Genomic DNA, 21,259 nt, shown 5'->3' on the forward strand with positions numbered 1-21,259 from the left:
GTGTCGCCGGGGCTAATCCCGGGCGACACCCGCGAGCCGCGCCTGACCGAGCCAGCCGGGAAGCGCCCGGCGTACGTCGCTCGGCCCGTCGGTTTCGACGGCTCCGGTCGACAGAGCGCGCTGCCACGCGATATCGCCGCGCCAGATCTGCACCATCGTGCGCAGCGTGGTCCCCACCCGTGCGGTCACCTCGAATCCCGGGTCGTAGTCGCACACGTCGGCACCGCCGTCTGCGACGACCAGCCACCACCGGCGCGCCCGCGGCGGTACGTCGGCGAACTCGAAGGCGACGACGGTGCGAGCGGGCGGCCACGACGCGACCGGCACCGTGCGGCGCATGTCCCACATCAGCAGGTGGGGGTCGAGGTCGTTCTCACCCAGCTCGCCGATCCAGCGCAGGCCCCACGTGCCGAGCGCGTCAACGACGGTCGAGAGCTCCTTGCCGGAGGCGGTCAGCCGATAGCTCGTCCGTCCGGCGTCCGTGTCGCGACGTACGAGGCCGGCGCGCTCCAGCGTGCGGAGGCGCTTGGACAGCAGTGCCGGTGACATCTTCGGGTTGCCACGGCGCAGCTCGTTGAAGTGCGTACTGCCCGCGAGCAGCTCTCGTACGACGAGGAGCGTCCATCTCTCGTCCAGGATCTCCATCGCCTTGGCGACGGGGCAGAACTGCCCGTAGCCCGCCATTCGTCCAGTACACACCGATTCGGTGCGTACGTCCGCGTTGTCACGCATCCAGACCCGGCGACCACAGCGTGTTCAGTACAGATCCAGCACTGGATCGCGGCGTCGCGGCGGGCGAGGCTGTCGTCATCGAACCGAACCAGAGGGAGCAACGATGACACAGGCAACCGACCTCGATCTGAAAGCCAAACATCGCGCCATGTGGGCGCTGGGCGACTACCCGAGCGTCGCGGACGAGGTGATACCGGCCCTCGGCACACGGCTCGTCGAGGCCGTCGACGTACGCGCCGGCGATCACGTCCTCGACATCGCCGCGGGGTCGGGCAACTCCGCGATCCCGGCGGCGCTCGCGGGCGCGACGGTGGTGGCGAGCGACCTCACCCCCGAGCTCCTCGAAGCCGGACGCCGCGCCGCCGAAGCTCGCGGCGCGCTGCTGTCCTGGGAGCCGGCGGACGCCGAGGCGCTTCCGTACGCCGACGGGGAGTTCGACGTCGCGACCTCGTGCGTGGGCATCATGTTCGCGCCGCACCACCAGGCCGCCGCGGACGAGCTCGTCCGCGTCGTACGCCCGGGTGGTCGGATCGGCCTCGCGAACTGGACGCCCGAGGGGTTCATCGGGCAGCTGTTCGCCGTGATGAAGCCGTACGCCCCGCCGCCTCCGCCCGGCGCTCAACCTCCGCCGCTGTGGGGATCCGAGGACCACGTACGCGCGCTCCTCGGCACCGGGGTGACGGACGTCGTCGCGCGGCGAGAGCTGTTGGACGTCGGACGGTTCCCGGGCGAGCCGGACTTCCGGGAGTACTTCAAGACGCGGTACGGGCCGACGATCGCGGTGTATCGCTCCCTCGCCGACCAGCCCGGACGCGCCGCCGAGCTGGACGCCGCGCTCGACGACCTCGCGAAGCGACACGACCTCGGGTCGGGCCGGATGGCGTGGGAGTACCTGCTGGTCACCGCGACGCGTACTGCCTAGGACACGGCCTAGTCGAGCGCCGCGTCCAGGGTGATCGTGGTCCCGGTGAGGGCCTTGCTGACCGGGCAGGTGCGTTCGGCCGTACGCGCCAGCTCCGCGAACTTGTCGGCGTCGACACCGGCGACCTGCGCGCGGAGCGTGATGGCGATGCCGCTGAGCTCGAATCCTCCGCCCTCGGCCGGCCCGAGCGTCACCTCGGCACTGACGTCGATCGAGGTGGGGTCGAGCCCTTCCTTCTCCAGCACCCCGGAGAGGTTCATCGCCAGGCACGACGAGTGCGCGGCGGCGATGAGCTCCTCGGGGCTGGTCTGCCCGTTGGGGTCGCCCGAGCGCGTCGGGAAGGAGACGTCGAACTGGCCGGCGTTCGACGAGTCGAGAGTGACGTGTCCGGATCCCTTCGAGATCCCACCGGTCCAGTGCGTGGTTGCGTCGCGACTTGGCATCTGCTGCCTCCTCGGGCTGTCGTCGGTATGCACCAATGACCCTACGGCGCGGATCGTACGGAGGGAACCGCGATCTCGGCACGGAGTACCGCCGCGCGGGTGTCCGTATTCTCGCGAGTGGCGCAGATTCGGTGCAAACAAGGCCATCCGAGCAACGAACTTGCGCCACTCGCGAACGAGCGGTAGCGCTCAGGCGCCCTTCAGGTCGGCCTCCAGCCGGCGGTAGATGCGACGGAAGAGCAGCCGAGCCACGAAGAGGCCGACGGCCTTGCCCACGACCGCCGACACCGCCAGGTAGACACCGATCTGCCACCAGCCGAACGGGGCGCCCGGACCATGGACGAGTACGCCGACGACGCATCCGACCATGGTGAGCAGGACGGCCACCGACCCCTGCTCGCAGCCGCAGGAGAAGTACGTGCGGTTGAGCGCCCGCTCGCTGGCGGTGTCGGCCAGCCGACCGTCGAGCCTGATCCGCTCAACCGTCGCCTTGGTGCCTCGCGTACGCAGCGCGGAAAGGGATCCGAGGTCGTCGACGACGTGCTCCATGTCGGTCACCGCCCGTCAGGGAAGAATGCTGTCGAGTGCTTCGGGCGTCGTGGTGATCCAGTCCCAGACGTCTGCGGCATCGCCCAGGGTGAAGTTCGCCTCTCCGGTCGTCACCAGATAGTTCAGCACCGCGTCCGCCCAGTCCGTGCCCGCGGGGAGGTTCGGCTTCCACATGATCTGCCCCGGGCTGGTGTGTCCGGTGTGGTCGAGGCCGAGGTAATGCCCTACCTCGTGGATCGCGACGTATTGGAACACGGTCTCGGGGAACCGGTCGCGGAACGTCGTACCGGTGGGGCTGGTGTCGTCCAACGCGGGACGGAACCACGAGGTCAGGCCGTGCAGCGACGTCTTCTCGTACCCGAAGACGGCGATTACCGGTACGTCGCTGAGGTTCTCCTCGACGTCGGGCCGACCGGCGAGCCGCAGCAGGTCCTTCTGCACGGTGTCGTCGCTCTCGTCGCTATCCAGCGGCACGAACCTGTCCTCGCCGACGACGATCTCGCCGAGGCCGGACCAGTTGAAGTTGACGCCGATCTGCAGGCCCTTCCGCTTGGCGAGATCCAGCCTGGTGCGGAAGTCGTCCCGGGTGATCGGGTAGACGGTGAACGACGGCACGGCGTCAGGGCCGTCGTCGAGGAAGTAGTCCAGGTCGGTCTTGGTGACGGTCGTACGCGTACCCGTGTAGACGACCTCGCCTTCGAACTGCTCCCACGCCGCCTTTCCCTGGCAGTCGCTGAAGCGCCCGGCGAGCGCGTACAGGTCGAGGTTGCCGGACTTGTGCAGCTCCCGCAGGAACTCACTCGAACGGACCGCGATGCGCCGGGCGTCCAGGTCCATCGGCGCTCCAAGCGGCGCTCCGCCGAGTCGCACTCGCGTACGGGAGCGCTCGAGGCGCTGCGGATCGTCGGACAGCGCCTGGCTCAATGCGCCGCCGATGATCCGCTCGAGCCCGCGCTTGTCGATCAGCTCGCGCGGGCCGACGTAGAACACCATCCCGAGGAGTCGGGTGACGCTGGTGATCACCCGGAAGACGTTGAGAATGCCGAGGCCCTTCTGGATGCGGCACCAGTCGAGGCTCAGGATTCCGATGATGAGGTCTCGGATGCCGTCGACCGTGTCTCGGACCCAGTCGACGACGTCGGCGGCCCAGTCGAGCAGCCCCTCGAAGAAGCCGAAGATCGCGCCGAACAACGCACACATCGCGTCGCCGAAGATGCAGAACGTGCGGCCGAGGCTGCCGAACAGGTCACCGACCTCGCGGAGGATCTCGCCGATGTCGTCGAGGATCGATACCACCAGGTCGAGTACGTCGTCGACGGCGTCCACGATGTCATTGACCAGATCCCACAGCGCCGAGAGCGCACGGAGCGGATCGGTGAACAGGCACACGAAGAAGGTCACCAGTCGAGTGATCACCTTGAGGACCAGTTCGACGATCACGCCGATGACGACCGTGACGATCTTGCAGACCAGGTGGGTGACCCACTTGCCGACCGTGGTCACGATCCACGTGACGACCCGGACGACGATGGTCACCAGCCAGCAGAACCACTTGTTGCAGCAGGCGCACCACCAGTTGCAGTCCTGCTCGCGGCAGCGCCGCTCCGTTCGACTCACCCACTCCTCGACCGGCTGGCGAACCTCCTCCTCGACCCAGGTGTTGACGTCCTCGCATGCCTCTCGCGCCTGGGTGATGAACCGCTCCACCGGAACGAGGACGTTCTCGGTGATCCAGCTCGACACCTCGCGACATGCTCCGCCGCCGCTCGTGGCCATGATGGCCCCCTTCTCCCGTTAGAAGGAGGAGGCGCCGTACGTCCCGGCTGATACCGCCGACCGCGCGGTTCGGTGCGAAAGGGCTGCGCTAGTTCTCCTGCCAGTAGCGCGCCACGAACCCGGAGATCTGCTCGGCAAGCTCGGGCCGGCACACCAGCAGGTCGGGCAGCCACGGGCTCTCCCGGTTGTACGCGAGCGGCTGACCGTCGGCGCGGCTGGTGTAGAGGCCGGCCGCGCGTGCGACGACGACGGGCGCGGCAGAGTCCCACTCGTACTGGCCGCCGGCGTGCACGTACACGTCACTGATGTTGCGGACGACCGACATCACCTTGACGCCGGCCGAACCCATCGGCACCAGCTCGGCGCCGATCTCCTCGGCCAGCACCTTGACGAACTCGGGCGGGCGGGTGCGGCTGACGGCGATGCGTACCCGGTCGGACGTACGAGGTGCGACGACCGGCGGCGTTGCCGTATTGAAGGTCTCACCGAGCGCGGGCTGTGCGACGGCGCCCGCGACCAGGTCGCCGCTCTCCCACAACGCGACGTGCACGGCCCAGTCGTCACGGGGCGGCTCGGAGAACTCACGCGTACCGTCGAGCGGGTCGACGATCCACACCCGGTCGCTCGACAACCGGGCGGAGTCGTCGGCGCCCTCCTCACTGAGGATCGCGTCGCCGGGCCGCTGCTCGGGGATCAGCCTCATCAGCAGGTTGTGGCTCGCGAGATCGCCCGCGTCCTTGAGCTCCTTGCCCTCGAGGCCCTGCTCGCGCACCTTCAGCAGCTCGTCGCCGGCCCGGTCGGCGAGCCAGGCGGCGAGCTGGTGGTCAGTCATCTCCGTCATGGGCGCCATCCTTCCAGGAGGCGTCACCTCATTTGCGCCCGCCCATAGCCTGGGGCAATGCCAGCGGACCGCCAACAGCTGATCATCGACACCCTCGACGACGCGTTCCGCGACCTGATGGTCGCGGCGCCGCTTGCCTTCCGCACGAAGTTCCGCAAGATGGCCGCCGACCCGTTCGCGTTCTACCGCGGCAGTGCGAGCCTGTTCTACGCGGACATGGCGAGCGAGCGGGACCGCTGGGCCGACGACCGAACCGAGCGGGTGTGGATCCACGGTGACCTGCATGCCGAGAACTTCGGTACGTACATGAACTCCCACGGCGTCCTCGTGTTCGACGTCAACGACTTCGACGAGGCGTACGTCGGCCACTTCAGCTGGGACGTACGCCGCTTCGTCGCGAGCCTCGCCCTGCTCGGTTGGCGCAAGGCGCTGCCGGAGGAGTCCGTGCATGCGCTCGCGCGGTCGTACCTGCAGGCGTACGTCGGGCAGGTGCACGCGTACGTCGAGGGCAACCGCGACAGCGACTTCGCTTTGCGACTCGACAACACCGACGGCGCCCTACACCAGGTGCTGCAGGCCGCCCGCCGGTCGAGCCGGATCGCGATGCTCGACTCGCTGAGCGTCGTCACTGACGACGACCGCCGGTTCGCCGACTCCGGCACGACGCGTCGCCTCGACCGCGCCGAGTACGAACGGGCCCTCGACGCCTTCGGGCGCTATCTCGAGACGATCCCGCAGGGCAAGCGGCAGGAGCACTCCGAGTTCTACGCCGTGAAGGACATCGTCGGCAAGACCGGCTTCGGCATCGGGAGCGCGGGCCTGCCCGCGTACAACGTGCTGCTCGAGGGCTACAACCAGGCATTCGAGAACGACGTCGTGCTCACGATGAAGCAGGCGAACGTACCGGCCGTGAGCCGGATCGTCGACCGGCCGAGGATCCAGCGCTACTTCGAGCACGAGGGCCATCGCACCGCCGTGAGCCAGCGCGCGCTCCAGGTGCACGCGGATCCGTTCCTCGGCTACACGACGGTCGACGACGTCGGCTACGTGGTCGACGAACTGTCGCCGTACGAGCGCGACCTCGGCTGGGGCAACCTGACCGAACCAACCGAGATCGAGCCCGTCGTCACCCAACTCGGTCGCGCGACAGCGAAGATCCATTGCGTCTCCGACGCCGACAGCGAGCAGGACCTGGTCGACTTCCAGACCGAGGCGGCGATCGTCGACGTGATCGGCGACGGCGCGGAGTTCGTCGACGACATCACCGAGTTCGGCATCGCGTACGCCGATCGGGTGCGCGACGATCATGCATTGTTCGTCGAAGCGTTCCGGGCAGGCGGGATCGGCGGGGTGGCGGCAACGGGCTGAGGCCGGTGCCACGCTCACCGGCTCGCGCCTCAGATACCGCTCTGGAATTGGATCCTGTTCTGGTAGCGCCGAGTCAGGGAGAGATCGTTACCCAGCGCGTTGAAGCCGTCACCACTCATCCTGATCACGAGCCCGGCGGGCTCGTTTCGCTCCTCGATCGCGAATGACACCTTCATATCTCCGGGGAATCCGGCAACGCCCCCCCGTCCCGCTATCGACCTCCAAGGTTCTCTTTCCGAGCCACGTACCGTTGGTCCGCCAGAATCGGTACGTGACCGTTCCGTTGTCGAACGCGGCGTAGTTGTCGATGTCGGGATACAGATAGGTGATGAAGGCCGATCCGCTGTACGTGCCTCGGTATCCGCGATCGGTCGCCGTGAACCGACCGGAGTAGACGATCTTGCAGCGACGATCCGCGAGCGCAGCGGATGCCTTCGGCCGACAGGCTGCTCCAGGTGCGGTGACGAACCGGGTCTGGCCGGCGCGAACTCCTTCGTACCAAGGCGAGATGGTCGGTGCGCGCGACTGACGATCGGGCACGGGCGAGGATGTCGCGGCGGACGTGACAGCCGCACCGGATGATGCTGCCAGCACGATCGTTGCCGCGCCGACGGCGAGTAGTCGCAGATACATAATTGCTCCCTCGGTAGAAACGGATTTCTCATCTCATGAAAACACATTGCGCGATCATGGAATTGCCGAATTGGAAGCTTTTTGCTGCATTCTTATTTGCGGCTCACCATCGGTAGCCGAGACCTCTACACCGAGTGATTCACTTTACTCGGGAAACTTATTTCCGTACACGACATTTGCCCGATTGTTCCACCGCACCCCATGCGCCTGAGCTCCTTCGATCGCCCGGGGCCGACCTCGTACCGATCCGTGAGCGAATCGAACGCGCAACAGCCTGCCCCCGTTGCGCCTCGCGATGTACAGGTCACGTCCGGATCGGAACGCTCCGACGACCTTCGACCACCGAATCGAGCTCCTCGCGATCCGGCGTTGCGGGTGCGAGGCGCCGGAGTCGAGCGAGAATGCCCTCCAGTACAGGTGCCGCTTGCCGCGCATCGAGTAGTACAACCGACCGGAGCTGTAGAACATGCTCGTGGCCGATCGGAGATCGTGACGCAATCCCGAGTCCCGGCCACGGTAGGTCTCGCCGACTCCCGTGGAGACCTTCGACCAGACCGGGTCGTGGTAGGGATCCATTCGGCTCGCGGCACCGACCTTGGTCATGCGGAACCGGCGACGATGCAGACTGCCATTGCGCGTCGCGTACACGAGTCTGCCGTCGGCGACGAACGCGGCCCGAATGGACCCGACGCGCTTAAGCCCGTGAATGTCGACGCCTGCGGCTCGGGTGGTCCGGCCGCCGGTGAACGCCACTGCCACCACGTTGGAGTCGTCGCGCCGCTTTGCGCCCAACTGGAAGACCGTTCCCGGAAGCTGCGTCTGCCGGCCCCGGGGAAGGCTGAGGCCGGGTCGCCTGGGTAGCAGGGCTATCCGCGGTCGACGGTATTGGCGATTGCCTATCCACTTCGTGTCACCGCCCACCCAAAGTCCGTCGCCGTTGACGAGCAATGCGCTGACGCCGACCCCGCGCGGATTGCGCCCCGGATTCCATCGAAGGGGTATTCCGGTACGCGGGTCGAGGGCGGCCAGGCTCGGCCTCGGTACGGCCCCGGGACGCGCCCTGTCCTTCGCGTACGGGTTGTTCATCCAGCGCTGGTGGCCGCCGACGTATACCGCCGTTCTCGAAACATCGGCCGACAGCAGGGTGTCGCCTCCGGTGGCATTGACCCACCTGGGTTGGTGCTTGGCGCTCCGACCACCGCTCCTGAATCGGGCGACCGCGTCGCACAGGCTGCCCTCGTGCGGCCCGCCGGTCGCGGCGACGACGAAGAAGCGTCCGCTCGGCGCGTACGCGACCGCTCTCATGTAGGTGTCCCATTTGACGCCGCACCGGGCGCGGTACCGCCGCGTACCCCAAGGCAGGACGCGCGCCGGGTGACCGAGACGGATCTGGGCGAGCTGCGCCCGATGCCGCCGGCCGATCTTGTTGAAGTTGCCCGCCACCAGCATGCGCTTGCCATTCGGAGAGACATCCATCGCCAGGATGCCGGTTCGCCCCTTCGGGTGCCCGTGGAGTCCGCCCAGGGTGCCCGATACTCCGAACCTGACCTTTCGGGTAGTCCTGCCGGTCCGACCATTCAGGGCAACGAGCCCCCTGCGCTTCGCACGGCCGACGTTCTTGAACTGCCCACCGACGTACAGGAGTCCGCGGGAGGTCTCGAGCGCACGAACGTTCCCGTCGAACCGGCGCGGGCGGAACCGGGCAGCGCGACGCCCGCTCCCCAGACGTAGACGGGTGACATGCGAACCCCGATGGCCGTTCACCTTCGTGAACTCACCACCGACGTACACCGCCCTGCGCCCGGGGACGCGGGCAAGTGACGTGACAGGGCCGTTGAGGCGGGGATGAAAACGTCTGACGACTCTTCCGGTTCGCCGGTCGAAGGCGGTGATGAACCTCCGTTTGAGTGCGCGTGACTTTCCACGGTTCGCGACCCGCTTGAATGTGCCGCCGATGACGACTGTGCCTCCGACGATCGCGATCGCGTTCACGGAGCCGTTGCGAACCGCGGGTGTGGTTCGGGCCGGTACGTCGCCTACCGTCGACCGCGCATCCGCCGAGTCGGCGTCGGCAGGTCCGGGAACGACCGCGATGGTGACCGCCAACACGACCACCAGCGATGCGGAACGAATCGGGCCGTGCGCCACGTACATCTGTCTCACCAGCCCATTGTGCCGACTCATCACAACGGCCGTGGTCGCTGGGGCAGATGCGTCGGGTCCGGTATTGCCGATCGGCTGCGACGACCGACCCGATCCTGCATAGTGACCGGTGGACCCGAACACACAAGGAGCGATCGGTGATGCAGCCACGCCCCGCGGCCGACCGGGTCTCTGTTCTGTACGTGGGCGGCATGCCGCGTAGCGGGTCCACCCTCACCGACCTGATGCTCGACCAGCTTCCCGACCACGTGGGGGTCGGCGAGATCTTCTACCTGTGGGAAGACGCGCTGGTCCGCAACGCGCCATGTGCATGCGGAGCCGCCTTCAACGACTGCACGTTCTGGCAGGACGTCGGCGAACTCGCGTACGGCGGATGGGAGTCCGTCGACACGGCCCACATCCAGCGGCTGCAACGCACCGTCGATGTCACCGCCGCCATCCCGAAGCTCGTACGTCGACGCCGATCCGCCGAGTTCGAATCTGCCCTTCGGGAGTACACCGGGATCCTGACCGACCTGTATCGAGCGATCGTCGAGGTGAGCGGGCGCCAGGTGGTCGTCGACTCGTCGAAACGGCCGTCGATGGCGTACGTGCTCCGCCAAGCGAGGGCGGTCGACCTGCGAGTCGCGCACGTCGTGCGTGATCCGCGCGGTGTTGCGTACTCGTTCTCCAAGGTCGTCGAGGTGGATCGAGGCACCGGCGTGCCGAACAGGATGCCCCGCAGTAGACCGCTGAAGACCGCGCGTCGCTGGCTGACCGTGAACCTCGCAATCGGCGCTCTCGATCGGCTCGGCGTGCCGACGGCGCGGCTCCGATATGAGGACCTCGTCACCGAACCACAACGCCATCTGTCTCGTGTCCTCGAGATCGAGGACAGGTCAGCGGCGTGCGACTGGGCATTCTTGGGTGATGGAAAGGTAGACGTTCCCCACACGCATGCAATCGCTGCCGGCCGGGTCAGCCGGGCGAGCGGCACCGTACCGCTGCGACGCGACGACGCGTGGCGCGAGACCATGCCACCCGGCGACCGCAGGCTCGTCAGCGCCCTCACGGCACCATTGCGTTCCTGGTACGGCTACTGACCCGCGATCGGTCCGGGCGTTGGCTTGGGGTGCCGCGCACCGACTTCACCACGCGACGCCGACCTTCTCGCCGGCACCCAACGCTCGGAGTAGCGCCGGCCGAGCCAGTACGAGAAGTACAGGTGCACGAGCAGCCATCCCCAATAGGCTTCTGCGGCACGATGGGCGTAGTCGATACCCAGTCGAAGTGCACCGGAGAGATCTTCGCGCGCCCAAGGCGCCAACGCCATCATGGCCAGCGCGAACACGACGAGCGCAGCGCACCACAGGTGACGGCGGATCGGTACGTCGTACGCCCGCCCTGCAAGCACCATCCGGTCCATGACATCGAGGCCGATCGGCGCCAGCAGGATGAGCACGAGGCTCTCTGCCTGGTTCAGGACCAGCTCTGTGTCGAACAGCACGACGATGAAGGCGAGTACTGCGGCCGCGTACGCCGATGGCCACCGAAGGGGTCGTTCGAGCTGGAGGTACAGGGCCAGTACCCCGGCCGCGATGATCGGCTCGTTCAACGTCGCAACGTTCGACGGTAGGTCGCTGAGCACGAGAAGCCAGCCGACCGCGATGCAGCCGACGGCGATCGCCGCCGAGACGCCCCATCGTTGGGCCGCCGAGAGTCGCGCCGGGCGAAGGAACTGGATCATGGCGCACACGAGCAGCGCGAAGCACAAGGACTCGCTGTTGTGTCCGATCTGAGAGGCGACGCCGGCGGGAAGGATCGTCGACAGCTGCTTACCGACGATCAGCGCGAACAGCGCGAAGACTGCAACGTAGAAGACGACTGTCTTCGATCGGTAGGTCATGAAACCGTCCTCCGTTTCACCTTGCTTGGCAGCGTGCGGCATCACGTCAGCCGATGGTGACGTCGAAGCAGCCCCGGTCCGAACCCGAGGTTGCCTGGAGCCTCCAGGTGCCAGGGCCTGCGATCGGCACGTTCGTGTCGTAGAAGGTCCACTGCTCTGCGTCGCCGACCGTCGCCTTGGTGAATGTCGTCGACGAGCCACCACCAACCCGGGTGACGCGCACCGTCAGACCGCCCGCATTGGCGCCGTGCCGTGGGATCCAGTACAACCGGATCGACCGCGCCGCCTTACCTGGTGAACGTTCACCGTACGAGGACCGGGCCTCGTCGAACGGCCCCGCCGCCATGCCCCCCGAACGCGCATCGCGTTTGCCCGATGTGTCGACGCACGCACCGTCCTCGCTACCCGGGATGTGGTTCAGGATCGGCGACTGACTGTCGCCGTCGTGTGTGACGTCCTCGTCGTTCGGTGGAGCGACCTCGTTGGCCGGGACTGTGCCGTCCCCCGCCGGGCTGTCGGAGCCTTTGGCCGAACCCGAGTCGGGATCTGCAGCGGCCTCGTCCCCATCAGCAGCGGACGTCTTGGGCGATCCGGGGTCGGCGCTCTCGCTCTGGTCATCGGCGCTCCGCTCGCCTGACGCAGCGCCCTCGTCGTCCGAGCCGCTGCACGCCGTCGCGCCCAAGACAAGGACGATCGCCGCTGCAGCCGCTAGGCCCCGTGTCGGTTGCATCGTGATCATTTTGGATTCACCTCAGTTCTCGTGGAGGACGATCGTCCAGCTCATCGACCGAGGGCTGGATGCATCGGTGGTGGCCGTGACGCCACCTACCTGCCCGCTGGCCACCGGGCCGTCCGAGTCCGCCAGTCGCGAGGTGATGCGACCACCTGCTGCGCCGTACGCCGACTCACGTGCGGCGACCGAGCCCGGAGAGCTCCACGCCGTCGTCGAGCTCGAACGATCCGCCCAGTACGAGAGGACCCAGTCACCCGTGCCTGCGGTCGCGGACGGTGTCGTGTGGCTTGCCGTTGACGATGCGTTCGCGACGGTGGCGTCACCGATCGGATCGGCGGAGTCGGCACCGCCGTACGCCCCGATCGTCAGCGTCGCCTTCGGGCTGCCGGACAAGGTCCATTGCTGGCTCGCACCGGCGTCCGAAGCCGTTGCGGTCTTGGTCCAGACGAAGCCGGCCATATTCCCGAAGGTCTCGTCGGCGACCGGCGTCCAGCCGGCCGGCGCAACGGGGTTCGGTGAGTCGGAGGCGAAGGTCGCGAATGCGACCAGAGTGTCGCCGGCCTGCGCCTGATCCGGTATCGAAAGCCGGGGGTGGGCGCTGTCGTGCGCGGCGCTCGCCGAATCGCGGAACGTCAGATCCGACGTCGGAGGCTCTTGCGGCTCGGTCACCTGGACCTGCCGGGTCGCGACGTCGGTCGCGTCGGCGGCATCGGTCACCGTGAGCTCGACGGTGTAGGTGCCCGGAGCGGCGTACGAGTGCTGCGACTGCTCACCCGAACCCGTGTCGCCGTCGCCGAAGTCCCAGGCGTACGAGGCGATCGACCCGTCGGTGTCGTTCGATCCGCCGGCATCGACGTCGCAGGAGAGATCGGTGCAGTCTGCGGTGAAGGCTGCCGTCGGAGGCTCGTTCACGGTCTGCGCCGCACCTCCGATGAAGAGCCCACGCGCCCGCCAATCCACACCCGAGCCGACTGTCGACGATGATCCGGACGGAATTCCGTTCTGGACGGTGATAGCGGTCAGCGATCCGCTGATCGACGATGCGGCGTACACCGTGTTACCCGCCGCGAACAGGCCGGACGTTGTTGACCAGTTCCGCCCGGTCGATGCCTGGAACTGGTCGACGCCGACGATGCCGCTGTCGACACTGAAGAAGCGGTAGAACAGTGCGGACTGGCCCTGCAGCGTATAGAAGAGCCGGCCGTTGTCGTAGTACATCCCCGTCACGCTTGGGATCTGAGAGTAGAACGCGCTGACCCGGCCGTCGTAGGTGTTGCCGCTGCCGGTGTCCACTCCGGCCCATGCCGGGTCGTTGTACGGATCGAGCTTCGTCGCGGGGCCGAAGCTGCCGTTGTCGAACGACCGCTTGTACAACGCACCGTCGTTCTGTCCGTAGATGAGGGAGTTCCCCACCCGGAAGGCACCGCGAACGCGGCTCCAGTCGATGCCACCGCTGTTCGCCGTTGACGGAGTGCCCGCAGTCGTGCCGTTGAAGGCGACGGTTCGCAGGGTCGAGCCACCAGGCCCGCCCAGGTACACAGAGCCCGGTAGGGTCGGCTTCGAGTCATCGGCGACGGCAGCGCCACTGGCGAGCGGGAAGAACGCGACCCGCGGCCGGCGGTAGTCGCGGTTGCCGACCCACTGGGTGTCGCTGCCCATCCACAGCCCGCTGGACGAGGCGTGCAGCGCGTAGACGGCGGCCCCGCGTGGATTGCGGCCCGGGTTCCATTTGAGCGGGACACCGGTTCGCGGGTCGAGCGCGGCGATACCCGGTCGGGGCACAGCTCCGGGCTCGGCACGGTCACTACCCAAGGCGTTGTTGAACCAACGCTGGTGGCCTCCGACGTAGACCGCTTCCTCCGTCGTCTCAACGGCCCACAACGTGTCGCCACCCGTGTCGGCTACCCACGATGGCTGGATGTTGCTGCCGGTGGCGTTCGACTCGAACCGTGCGGCCGTGTCGCAGAGCGTCCCGTTGTTGTGGCCGCCCGTCGTCGAGATGACGAAGTAGCTCCCGTCCGGTGCCATATCGATGCCACGCACGTAGGTGTCAAAAGCCCAGTTGAAGCAGTACGGCTCGTAGCGCCTCGTCTGCCAGTTGGCGACGGTGGCACTCGACGAGGTCAGGTCGATCACGACTGCTTGGTCTCGCGGCTGCCCGTCGACGCGTTTGAAGTTCCCGATCGCCACCAGGCGGCTTCCGTCCGGCGTCACATCGAGGTCCCTTACGCCGACGGCACCTTGGGCGCCATGACCGCTGTTGTTGTGTCGCTCGGTTACCGGCAGGTTGAGGTAGGGCATGACATTGCCGCTGGTCGCGTCGAGCGCGACCAGGCCACCGTAGAAGCTGCCACCGGCGTTGGTGAAGTTGCCGCCGACGAAGATCCTGTTGCCAGACCGCTGGATGGTGTTCGCCCGGCCGTTCAGCGCCGGAGGGTTGAACCCAGGAACGCGCGAGCCGTCGGACAGATTGAGCAGTGTCACCCGACTCGAGTTCGCGCCATTGACCTGGGAGAAGCCACCCACAACGTACAGGGTGTTCGCCGTCGGCCCCGGAAGAACCTCCTCGACGGAACCGTTCAACGACGGCACGAATGACGAGCTGATCTGACCGGTATCGGCGTCGAATGACAGCAGGTAATTTCGAGTGACCTGGCTGCCGCCCACCGATCGCGCGCGGGTGAAGTTTCCGGCCAGCACGACCTGGTCGCCGATCTGCGTGATCGATCGGACCGAACCGTTGTCGACAGCAGGCGTGTTGGACGGTACTGCGCTGACCACCTTGTTGTGGTTGGGAGGGGCGCTCTGCGACGGTGCAATCGAGACCCCGGCGAGGAGCCCCGCCACCAAACCGGTCAAGGCGAGCCCGCTGGCGAGCCGCACGCTGCGACGAACGGATGCGATCATTTACTTTCCTTAAGCCGAAAACACCTACGCGAGGTCCACACCATGAAACCGCCGCTGCAGCGTCAATACACCAGAAACAAGAAACTCGCCAAAAGAAACACGTAGGGTCGCGCGCACCTAACGCACTGTGTTCGGGTCGCCGTTGACGCCATTCCCGCGATCGCTCGGACAGCAGAACACCGAGCGGCTAGCCTTATTCAAATCCGGTGAACTCTAGTGTGCGAGGTGTGGGCGTTGGCGCTTCCGGGCGTGTCCGTCGTGGTCGCGACGCGTGATCGGCTCCAACTCCTCGAGCGTGCTCTCGCGTCGATCGCCGATCAGGAGTATGCCGGACCCATCGAGATCATCGTGGTCTTCGACCGCTCCGAACCGGTGGAAGCACTCGCCGACTCCGGACCCGGACGTCGCGTCCGCGTCATCGAGAACACCCGCACAGCAGGGCTTCCGGGTGCACGCAACAGCGGCATTCTGGAGGCATCGCACGACCTGGTCGCGTTCTGCGACGACGACGACGCCTGGCTGCCCGGCAAGCTGGAGCGCCAGGTGCACGCGCTCGAAGTCAGCGCCGGCAGCATCCGCCGCCGTCACCGGGATACAGGTGCGTTACGAAAACGCTGTCCGGCCACGCGTTCTCGATCGCGACACGATCCGGTTCGCAGACCTGCTTCGCGACCGACTCACCGAGGCACATCCTTCTACCTTCCTGATTCGGCGTGCGGCCCTCTCGGAAGGATCGGCGGGCCTCGTCGACGAGGAGATACCTGGCGGCTACGGCGAGGACTACGACCTGTTGCTTCGACTTGCCCGCCTCGGACCGATCGCCGTAGTCGAGGAGCCGCTGGTTGAGGTTCTCTGGCACCGAGGTTCCTTCTTCACAAGAAGGTTCGAGACGATCGTGTCGGCCCTCGACTATCTCCTCAGCAAGTACCCGGAGTTCGCCGACGACCGCCGCGGGCACGCCCGGATCACCGGTCAGCAGGCGTTCGCGCTGGCCGCCTGCGGTCGCCACGCGGAGTCGTTCGCGACAGCGCTGTCCACCCTGCGTCGCCAGCCAACCGAGCGCCGTGCCCTTGTGTCGATGCTCGTGAACGCGCGCATCGTCGGACCCGAGCGGATACTCAGCCTCGCGCACCGAGCGGGCCGCGGCATCTGACGGCCCTGCGGCAACGTCGTCTCCTGTCCCCTCCCCAACGGGGAGCCCGAGTCTCCGGTGAACGTCTTCGCGTCGTGATCGAACCGGCATGGCCGGCGGCAGTGTCGTGAGCCGGTTGGGCCGCCTGTACACCGGCTCAGCGTCGGGCGGGCGGCCGCGACAGATCGCGATCGTCCGATCTGGTTATGTCATTGGCTGCTGCACCTGCTCAGTTCCCGTTCAGGACGATCGTCCAGGCGACCGACCGGGGGCTCTTCGCGTTCGTAGTGGCCGTCTGGCGACCGACCCTCCCGCGGTTGACCGGGCCGTTCGAGTCGGCCAGTAGCGACGTGACACGGCCCTTGCCCGCGCCGAACACTCTGCGCCGCGCGGCGACCGACTTCGGCGCCTTCCATTTGGTCGTCGAGCTCGAACGGTCGGCCCAGTACGACACGACCCAGTCGCCGGCGCTCGCCCTAGCGGTCGGGGTGCGGTGCTTCTTGGTCCGGCGCGCCGTCGACTTCCGGACGGCGCCGATCGAGTCGGTGCCCGCGTAGGCCGCAACCGTGAAGGTCGCCTTGGGCCTACCAGCGAGCCGCCACCGCTTCCTGGAGCCCGCGTCTGCTGTCGTCGCCGACTTGGTCCATGCAAAGCTGGCGAACTGGCCCGCGGTCTTGCGCCCGACCAGTCTCCATCCCTTCGGCGCCTTGGGCTTCGGATGTCGCGACGCGAAGGTCGCGAGCGCCAACAGCGTGTCACCGCGTTTGGTCTTGGCGGGAATCGGGACTCGTGGCCGAGCCTGGTGCCGCGCAACGCCCGTGGCAGCTCGGTACTTCACCGTCGAGGGTGGCGGCGCGGACACCCTGACCCGACGGTTTGCTATGTCGGTGCTCCCGCCGTCGTCGGTCACCGTCAGCGTGATCGTGTACGACCCGTCGTCTTCGTACGAATGCCGACTCTGCTTGCCGTTTGCCGATTTGCCGTCGCCGAACTCCCAGGCGTAAGAAGTGATCGTCGCCCTGTCGTCCTTGGAGTCCGACCCGTCGACCTCACACGTCCGGTCGGTGCAAGTAGCAGTGAACGCAGCCTCCGGCGGAGAGTTCACTCGACCGATGAAGAGTGCACGCGATCGCCAGTCGACGCCCGAGCCCACCGTCGACGACGACCCCGACGGGACCCCGTTCTGCACGTCGATCGCCGTCAGTCCGTTGCTGGACGACGCGACGTAGACCTTGCCAGCTGCCGCAAACATGCCATCTGTTGTCGACCAGTTGCGGCCGGTCGACGCCTGGAACTGGTCGACGCCGACAATCCCGCTGTCGACACTGAAGAAGCGATAGAACAACGTTGACTGGCCTTGCAGGGTGTAGAAGAGCCGGCCGTTGTCGTAGTACATCCCGGTCACGTTGGGGATCTGGGAGTAGAACGCGCTGATCCGGCCGTCGTAGGTGTTGCCGCTGCCCGTATCGACTCCGGCCCATGCCGGGTCGTTGTACGGGTCGAGTTTGCTCGCCGGGCCGAAGGTGCCGTTGTCGAACGAACGCTTGTACAACGCGCCGTCGTTCTGTCCGTAGATCAGGTTGTTCCCGACCCGGAAGGCACCGCGAACTCGGCTCCAGTCGATGCCGCCGCTGTTCGCGTTCGTCGGCGCGCCAGCCGTCGTCCCGTCGAAGTCGACGGTCCGCAGCGGATTGGCACCCGACGTACCCAGGTACGCCTCACCGGGCAGGGTGGGCGTGGAGTCATTCGCGACCCGCGCACCACCGGCGAGTGAGAAGAACGCCACGCGTGGCCGGTGGTACCTACGGTTTCCGACCCACTCTGTGTCGCTGCCCATCCACAGCCCATCGGACGAAGCGTGCAGCGCGTAGACCGCTGCGCCACGCGGGTTACGGCCGGGGTTCCACTTGAGCGGGACCCCGGTGCGCGGGTCGAGCGCGGCGATGCCCGGGCGCGGCACCGCACCCGGCTCGGCGCGGTCGCTGCCCATCGCGTTGTTGAACCAACGCTGGTGACCACCGACATAGACGGCCTGCTCGGTCGTCTCGACTGCCCACAGGGTGTCGCCACCGGTGTCGGCGACCCAGGTCGGCTGAATGTTGCTCCCGGTCGCGTCCGACTCGAACCTGGCCGCGGTATCGCACAGGGTTCCGTTGTTGTGGCCGCCCGTCGTCGCGATGACGAAGTAGCTGCCGTCCGGCGACATGTCGACGCCACGCATGTACGTGTCGAACGCCCAGTTGAAGCAGCCCGGCTCGTAGCGCCGCGTCTGCCAGTTCGCGACGGTCGCACTGGTCGGCGTCAGGTCGACGACGACCGCCTGGTCCCGAGACAGCCCGTCGACCTTCTTGAAGTTTCCGATCGCCACCATTCGACTGCCACCCGGAGTGACATCGAGATCACGTACGCCGATCGCACCCTGCGCACCGCCGCCGCTGTTGTTATGGCGTTCGGTGACCGGCGTGTTCAGGTACGGAAGCAACGCTCCGCTACTCGCGTCGAGCGCGACGAGGCCGCCGTAGAAGCTGCCGCCGACGTCCTGGAAGTTGCCACCGACGAAGATCTGGTCCCCGGCCCGCGCGATGGTGTTCGCCCGACCGTTCATCGCGGGCGCTCTGAAGCCTGCGACCCGCGAGCCGTCGGAGAGGTTGAGCAGGGTCACCCGACTCGAGCTCGCACCGTTGACCTCGGAGAAGCCGCCTACGACGTACAGGGTGTTGGCCGTCGGTCCACGCAGCACCTCCTCGACCGAGCCGTTCAGCGCCGGCACGAACGACGTGCTGATCTTCCCGGTGTCGGCATTGAACGACAGCAGGTAGTTGCGCGTGACCTGGGTGCCGCCAACCGACGTCGCCTTCGTGAAATTGCCGCCCAAGACCACGGTGTCGCCGATCTGGGTGATGGTCCGCACCGAGTTGTTGTCCACGGCAGGGGTGTTGGCAGGGACAGCGCTGACCACCTTGTCGTGGTTCGGTGCCGCGCTCTGTGACGGGGCGCTCGCAAGTGCGGCCAACGTGCCTGCGACCAGACAAGTCGTCGCGAGCCCGATGGCGAGACGCGTTGTACGACGAATAGATACCATCATGGGCTGCTTCCCTATACCGATAAACACACTGAAGGTTGCCCATCCATGAAACCGCCGACTTAGCGCATATACACCGAAACTCGGAAAGTTTCCGAGAACAAATACCTACTGTGTTTGCGACCTGACCCACCGTAGGTGAACCCGCCGGAACTGCCGAAGAGCCGTGAGCGGGACGTTCGAGTGCGACACGCCCGCGTGTCGCCGCGCGTACGTCATGCCCACGGGGGAGGGATGCTCTCCTCGCCGTGCTAGTAGCCGAGTGCGCGTCGAACCCCAAGAGTCAACAGCTCGACGACGCGCCGGTCCCGAGCCGGCAGCTGCGAACGCCACGCGTCGTCACGCACCAGATCGACCGTACCGGTCCTGAACCGCATCGGGTTCCCGGCAACCGTATGAGCGTTCCCCAGCCGGACTCGGCGGCCGTCGATTTGGGCGAGGCCACCCGGGTCGAGATCGTGGTCGGCGAAGTCCAGCAGGTGCCGCACGGTGTCGGCAGGAGCGGCGAGGAAGTCTTCGTACCGCACCGTCGTCATCGCTATGCCACTCGCTCGCAACGCGCCCGCGAGGCCGGCGAACATGGTCCAGGTCGCCGCAGACCTGGCCGCGCTGTATCGCGGCATCAGCGCCTGCTCGCCGACGACCTCCGGCCGCTCGACCGACTTGCCCCATGAGTGTGCGACACCACGCGGATCGCGTACGACGAAGACACAGCGCACGTCCACGTTTGCGCGACGCAACAACGCTGCATACGCGGGAAGCTTGCTCGAGTCGACCAGGAGGCGCGACCCCGATACCTGCTGCGCCGCACGGTAGAGCTGATCGAGGCGATTCACCATTCGCTCGCGTTCGAGTCGATGGCGGGCTGACGGGCTCGCCGCGATGAGCTCGGGGATGCGACGCGTACGAACCACCCGGTGCCGCCCGTCGATCATCTCGCCGGGATCGATATTGCTCCAACCGTCGAATCCCGACTTGCCCACCGCCGACCAGAACTCGCACGCGTCGAACGGGACCCCGCAGCCGCACAGCTCGTGGTCGCGGACGCCGCGCTCCCACAGATGCACGGTCTCGCCGAGAGCGGAGACTCCTGCAACCTCGCCGAGCGTGCGCTCGAGCAGCGTCGACCCGCTTCGTCCTGACCCCAAGATGAGGAGGACCTTCGGAATGGTTGGTGTGGCGCTGAGCTCCGTGACGATATTGCTCAGTCGGCGGGCGGCCTCCGCGACTCGCGCGTCCGCCTTCCCGTCGACCGGGACGGTGTACTCGTCGGGTGTGACAAGTGCGGCGTCGAGGAGCGCGCCGAACTCGTCGCGCGTCGCTGCCATTCTGATCAGCTCGTCGTCGTCGAGGCGGCGGCAGAACGCGATCTGGTGCCCGTCGACGTGTTCGTGGAGCGCAGGGTCACGCGGTACGACCACCGGAACGCACCCCGCATCCCGTGCCTCGACGATCGACATCGGTCCACCCTGTGTGACGACGACATCGGCTCTGCTCATGAGGGCGTTCAGCTCGTCGTGGGGTACATACGGCTGGGAGGCGCAACGCGATGGCCGTTTTGACGTCCCGTGCTGGACAAACACCTGGACCTCGTCGGCATCACGCACCTGTACCCACGCGTCGATCCAGTCGACGAGCCGGTCGAACCGGTGATGATCGGAGCCAACGGTCACGAGCACCAGCGGCACATCCGGGCGGATCGTGTCTATGGGCTTCACAGCACCGGTCCCAAGAGTTCCGAACCCGCGTACAGGTCTCGCTGCTCGTCCCATTGGACACAGAACCTTGACGTGAACGGGCGACACAGCCGGCCCGTCAGTGTCCGTGAGTCGATCCGGTCGTACACCTCGACGTAGATCGTGGGTATCGACCTACGTCGCGCCTCGACGAAGAACGGAAGGGCGACGCCGGCACCCGTGGAGATGACGATATCCGGCCTGACCCGACGCAGCACCGAGCGCGCCAAGTGCCAGTTGCGGGCGAGGTTGACGACATTGCGCGTCGTCGGGTGGTGAGCGTGGATGACGTGCTCTCCAGCGAGCGGCTCGACCGCGTCGGGCTTGTCGAACGTCACCCAAGTACGGGGATGGCTG

Annotated in this window: 16 protein-coding genes and 1 pseudogene; 5 read left to right on the top strand and 12 right to left on the bottom strand. The window is 66.9% G+C overall.

The window, feature by feature from the left end; all coding sequences use genetic code 11:
• Positions 1-12: 12 nt before the first annotated feature.
• Positions 13-732: a winged helix-turn-helix transcriptional regulator gene (locus L0C25_RS05565; protein ID WP_271635442.1), complete on the bottom strand. Its 720-nt coding sequence runs from the start codon at positions 730-732 to the stop codon at positions 13-15.
• 103 nt (positions 733-835) lie between these two features.
• On the opposite strand from L0C25_RS05565, the gene L0C25_RS05570 reads away from it, so the two are divergent.
• Positions 836-1,654 (top strand): class I SAM-dependent methyltransferase, encoded by an 819-nt coding sequence (locus L0C25_RS05570; RefSeq protein WP_271635443.1) that lies wholly within the window; start codon positions 836-838, stop codon positions 1,652-1,654.
• 8 nt (positions 1,655-1,662) lie between these two features.
• Here the strand turns inward: L0C25_RS05570 and L0C25_RS05575 are convergent, their stop codons facing one another.
• The 4 genes from L0C25_RS05575 to L0C25_RS05590 form a co-directional block, all read right to left on the bottom strand.
• Entirely contained in the window at positions 1,663-2,097 is a 435-nt protein-coding gene (locus tag L0C25_RS05575) for an OsmC family peroxiredoxin (protein ID WP_271635444.1), read from the bottom strand.
• Positions 2,098-2,286: 189 nt separating this feature from the next.
• Positions 2,287-2,655 carry a hypothetical protein gene (locus tag L0C25_RS05580; RefSeq protein ID WP_271635445.1) on the bottom strand — a complete coding sequence of 123 codons (369 nt, stop codon included), beginning with the start codon at positions 2,653-2,655 and terminating at the stop codon, positions 2,287-2,289.
• Between the two features lie 6 nt (positions 2,656-2,661).
• A complete protein-coding gene (locus L0C25_RS05585) occupies positions 2,662-4,422 on the bottom strand; it encodes a hypothetical protein (RefSeq protein WP_271635446.1) in 1,761 nt (586 codons plus the stop codon).
• A gap of 88 nt (positions 4,423-4,510) precedes the next feature.
• On the bottom strand, positions 4,511-5,263 hold the full coding sequence (locus tag L0C25_RS05590) for a 3'(2'),5'-bisphosphate nucleotidase CysQ (protein WP_271635447.1): 753 nt from the start codon (positions 5,261-5,263) through the stop codon (positions 4,511-4,513).
• Between the two features lie 57 nt (positions 5,264-5,320).
• Here L0C25_RS05590 and L0C25_RS05595 point away from each other — a divergent pair, with 57 nt between their 5' ends.
• A complete protein-coding gene (locus L0C25_RS05595; protein ID WP_271635448.1) occupies positions 5,321-6,631 on the top strand; it encodes a DUF2252 domain-containing protein in 1,311 nt (436 codons plus the stop codon).
• Positions 6,632-7,408: 777 nt separating this feature from the next.
• On the opposite strand, the gene L0C25_RS05600 is transcribed toward L0C25_RS05595, so the two are convergent.
• Positions 7,409-9,427 (bottom strand): hypothetical protein, encoded by a 2,019-nt coding sequence (locus L0C25_RS05600; protein WP_271635449.1) that lies wholly within the window; start codon positions 9,425-9,427, stop codon positions 7,409-7,411.
• A 140-nt stretch (positions 9,428-9,567) separates the two neighbouring features.
• Between L0C25_RS05600 and L0C25_RS05605 the strand changes: the two genes are divergently transcribed.
• Complete coding sequence (locus L0C25_RS05605) at positions 9,568-10,509, top strand: sulfotransferase (protein ID WP_271636797.1); 942 nt, start codon at positions 9,568-9,570, stop codon at positions 10,507-10,509.
• Here L0C25_RS05605 and L0C25_RS05610 read toward each other — a convergent pair.
• Genes L0C25_RS05610 through L0C25_RS05620 form a run of 3 tightly spaced genes read right to left on the bottom strand, consistent with a single transcriptional unit; the run spans position 10,503 to position 14,952 of the window.
• Positions 10,503-11,312, bottom strand: a complete 810-nt coding sequence (locus tag L0C25_RS05610; RefSeq protein ID WP_271635450.1) for a hypothetical protein — start codon at positions 11,310-11,312, stop codon at positions 10,503-10,505. The genes L0C25_RS05605 and L0C25_RS05610 overlap by 7 nt on opposite strands.
• 46 nt (positions 11,313-11,358) lie before the next feature.
• Entirely contained in the window at positions 11,359-12,042 is a 684-nt protein-coding gene (locus L0C25_RS05615; RefSeq protein WP_271635451.1) for a hypothetical protein, read from the bottom strand.
• A gap of 21 nt (positions 12,043-12,063) precedes the next feature.
• Complete coding sequence (locus tag L0C25_RS05620) at positions 12,064-14,952, bottom strand: PKD domain-containing protein (RefSeq protein ID WP_271635452.1); 2,889 nt, start codon at positions 14,950-14,952, stop codon at positions 12,064-12,066.
• Positions 14,953-15,210: 258 nt separating this feature from the next.
• Between L0C25_RS05620 and L0C25_RS24180 the strand changes: the two are divergent.
• Positions 15,211-15,453, top strand: a pseudogene (locus L0C25_RS24180) (glycosyltransferase family 2 protein); the annotation flags it as partial.
• Between the two features lie 97 nt (positions 15,454-15,550).
• Positions 15,551-16,105 carry a glycosyltransferase family 2 protein gene (locus L0C25_RS05630; RefSeq protein WP_271635454.1) on the top strand — a complete coding sequence of 185 codons (555 nt, stop codon included), beginning with the start codon at positions 15,551-15,553 and terminating at the stop codon, positions 16,103-16,105.
• Between the two features lie 208 nt (positions 16,106-16,313).
• Here L0C25_RS05630 and L0C25_RS05635 read toward each other — a convergent pair whose 3' ends face one another.
• The 3 genes from L0C25_RS05635 to L0C25_RS05645 all read right to left on the bottom strand — a co-directional run bounded on the left by L0C25_RS05635 (position 16,314) and on the right by L0C25_RS05645 (position 21,240).
• Positions 16,314-19,010, bottom strand: coding sequence for a PKD domain-containing protein (locus L0C25_RS05635; protein WP_271635455.1), 2,697 nt, complete (start codon positions 19,008-19,010; stop codon positions 16,314-16,316).
• A gap of 407 nt (positions 19,011-19,417) precedes the next feature.
• A complete protein-coding gene (locus L0C25_RS05640) occupies positions 19,418-20,884 on the bottom strand; it encodes a glycosyltransferase (RefSeq protein ID WP_271635456.1) in 1,467 nt (488 codons plus the stop codon).
• Entirely contained in the window at positions 20,881-21,240 is a 360-nt protein-coding gene (locus L0C25_RS05645) for a glycosyltransferase family protein (RefSeq protein ID WP_271635457.1), read from the bottom strand. The genes L0C25_RS05640 and L0C25_RS05645 overlap by 4 nt, the downstream gene beginning before the upstream one ends.
• Positions 21,241-21,259: the final 19 nt, after the last annotated feature.

The organism is Solicola gregarius, from assembly GCF_025790165.1.
Lineage (GTDB): Bacteria > Actinomycetota > Actinomycetes > Propionibacteriales > Nocardioidaceae > Solicola > Solicola gregarius.

Excerpts from the sequence above, each read along its gene's own strand:
- L0C25_RS05610 (WP_271635450.1), bottom strand. The coding sequence starts at position 11,312 with ATGACCTACCGATCGAAGACAGTCGTCTTCTACGTTGCAGTCTTCGCG.
- L0C25_RS05620 (WP_271635452.1), bottom strand. The coding sequence starts at position 14,952 with ATGATCGCATCCGTTCGTCGCAGCGTGCGGCTCGCCAGCGGGCTCGCC.
- L0C25_RS05570 (WP_271635443.1), top strand. The coding sequence starts at position 836 with ATGACACAGGCAACCGACCTCGATCTGAAAGCCAAACATCGCGCCATG.
- L0C25_RS05595 (WP_271635448.1), top strand. The coding sequence starts at position 5,321 with ATGCCAGCGGACCGCCAACAGCTGATCATCGACACCCTCGACGACGCG.
- L0C25_RS05605 (WP_271636797.1), top strand. The coding sequence starts at position 9,568 with ATGCAGCCACGCCCCGCGGCCGACCGGGTCTCTGTTCTGTACGTGGGC.
- L0C25_RS05590 (WP_271635447.1), bottom strand. The coding sequence starts at position 5,263 with ATGACGGAGATGACTGACCACCAGCTCGCCGCCTGGCTCGCCGACCGG.
- L0C25_RS05565 (WP_271635442.1), bottom strand. The coding sequence starts at position 732 with ATGCGTGACAACGCGGACGTACGCACCGAATCGGTGTGTACTGGACGA.
- L0C25_RS05585 (WP_271635446.1), bottom strand. The coding sequence starts at position 4,422 with ATGGCCACGAGCGGCGGCGGAGCATGTCGCGAGGTGTCGAGCTGGATC.
- L0C25_RS05615 (WP_271635451.1), bottom strand. The coding sequence starts at position 12,042 with ATGCAACCGACACGGGGCCTAGCGGCTGCAGCGGCGATCGTCCTTGTC.
- L0C25_RS05575 (WP_271635444.1), bottom strand. The coding sequence starts at position 2,097 with ATGCCAAGTCGCGACGCAACCACGCACTGGACCGGTGGGATCTCGAAG.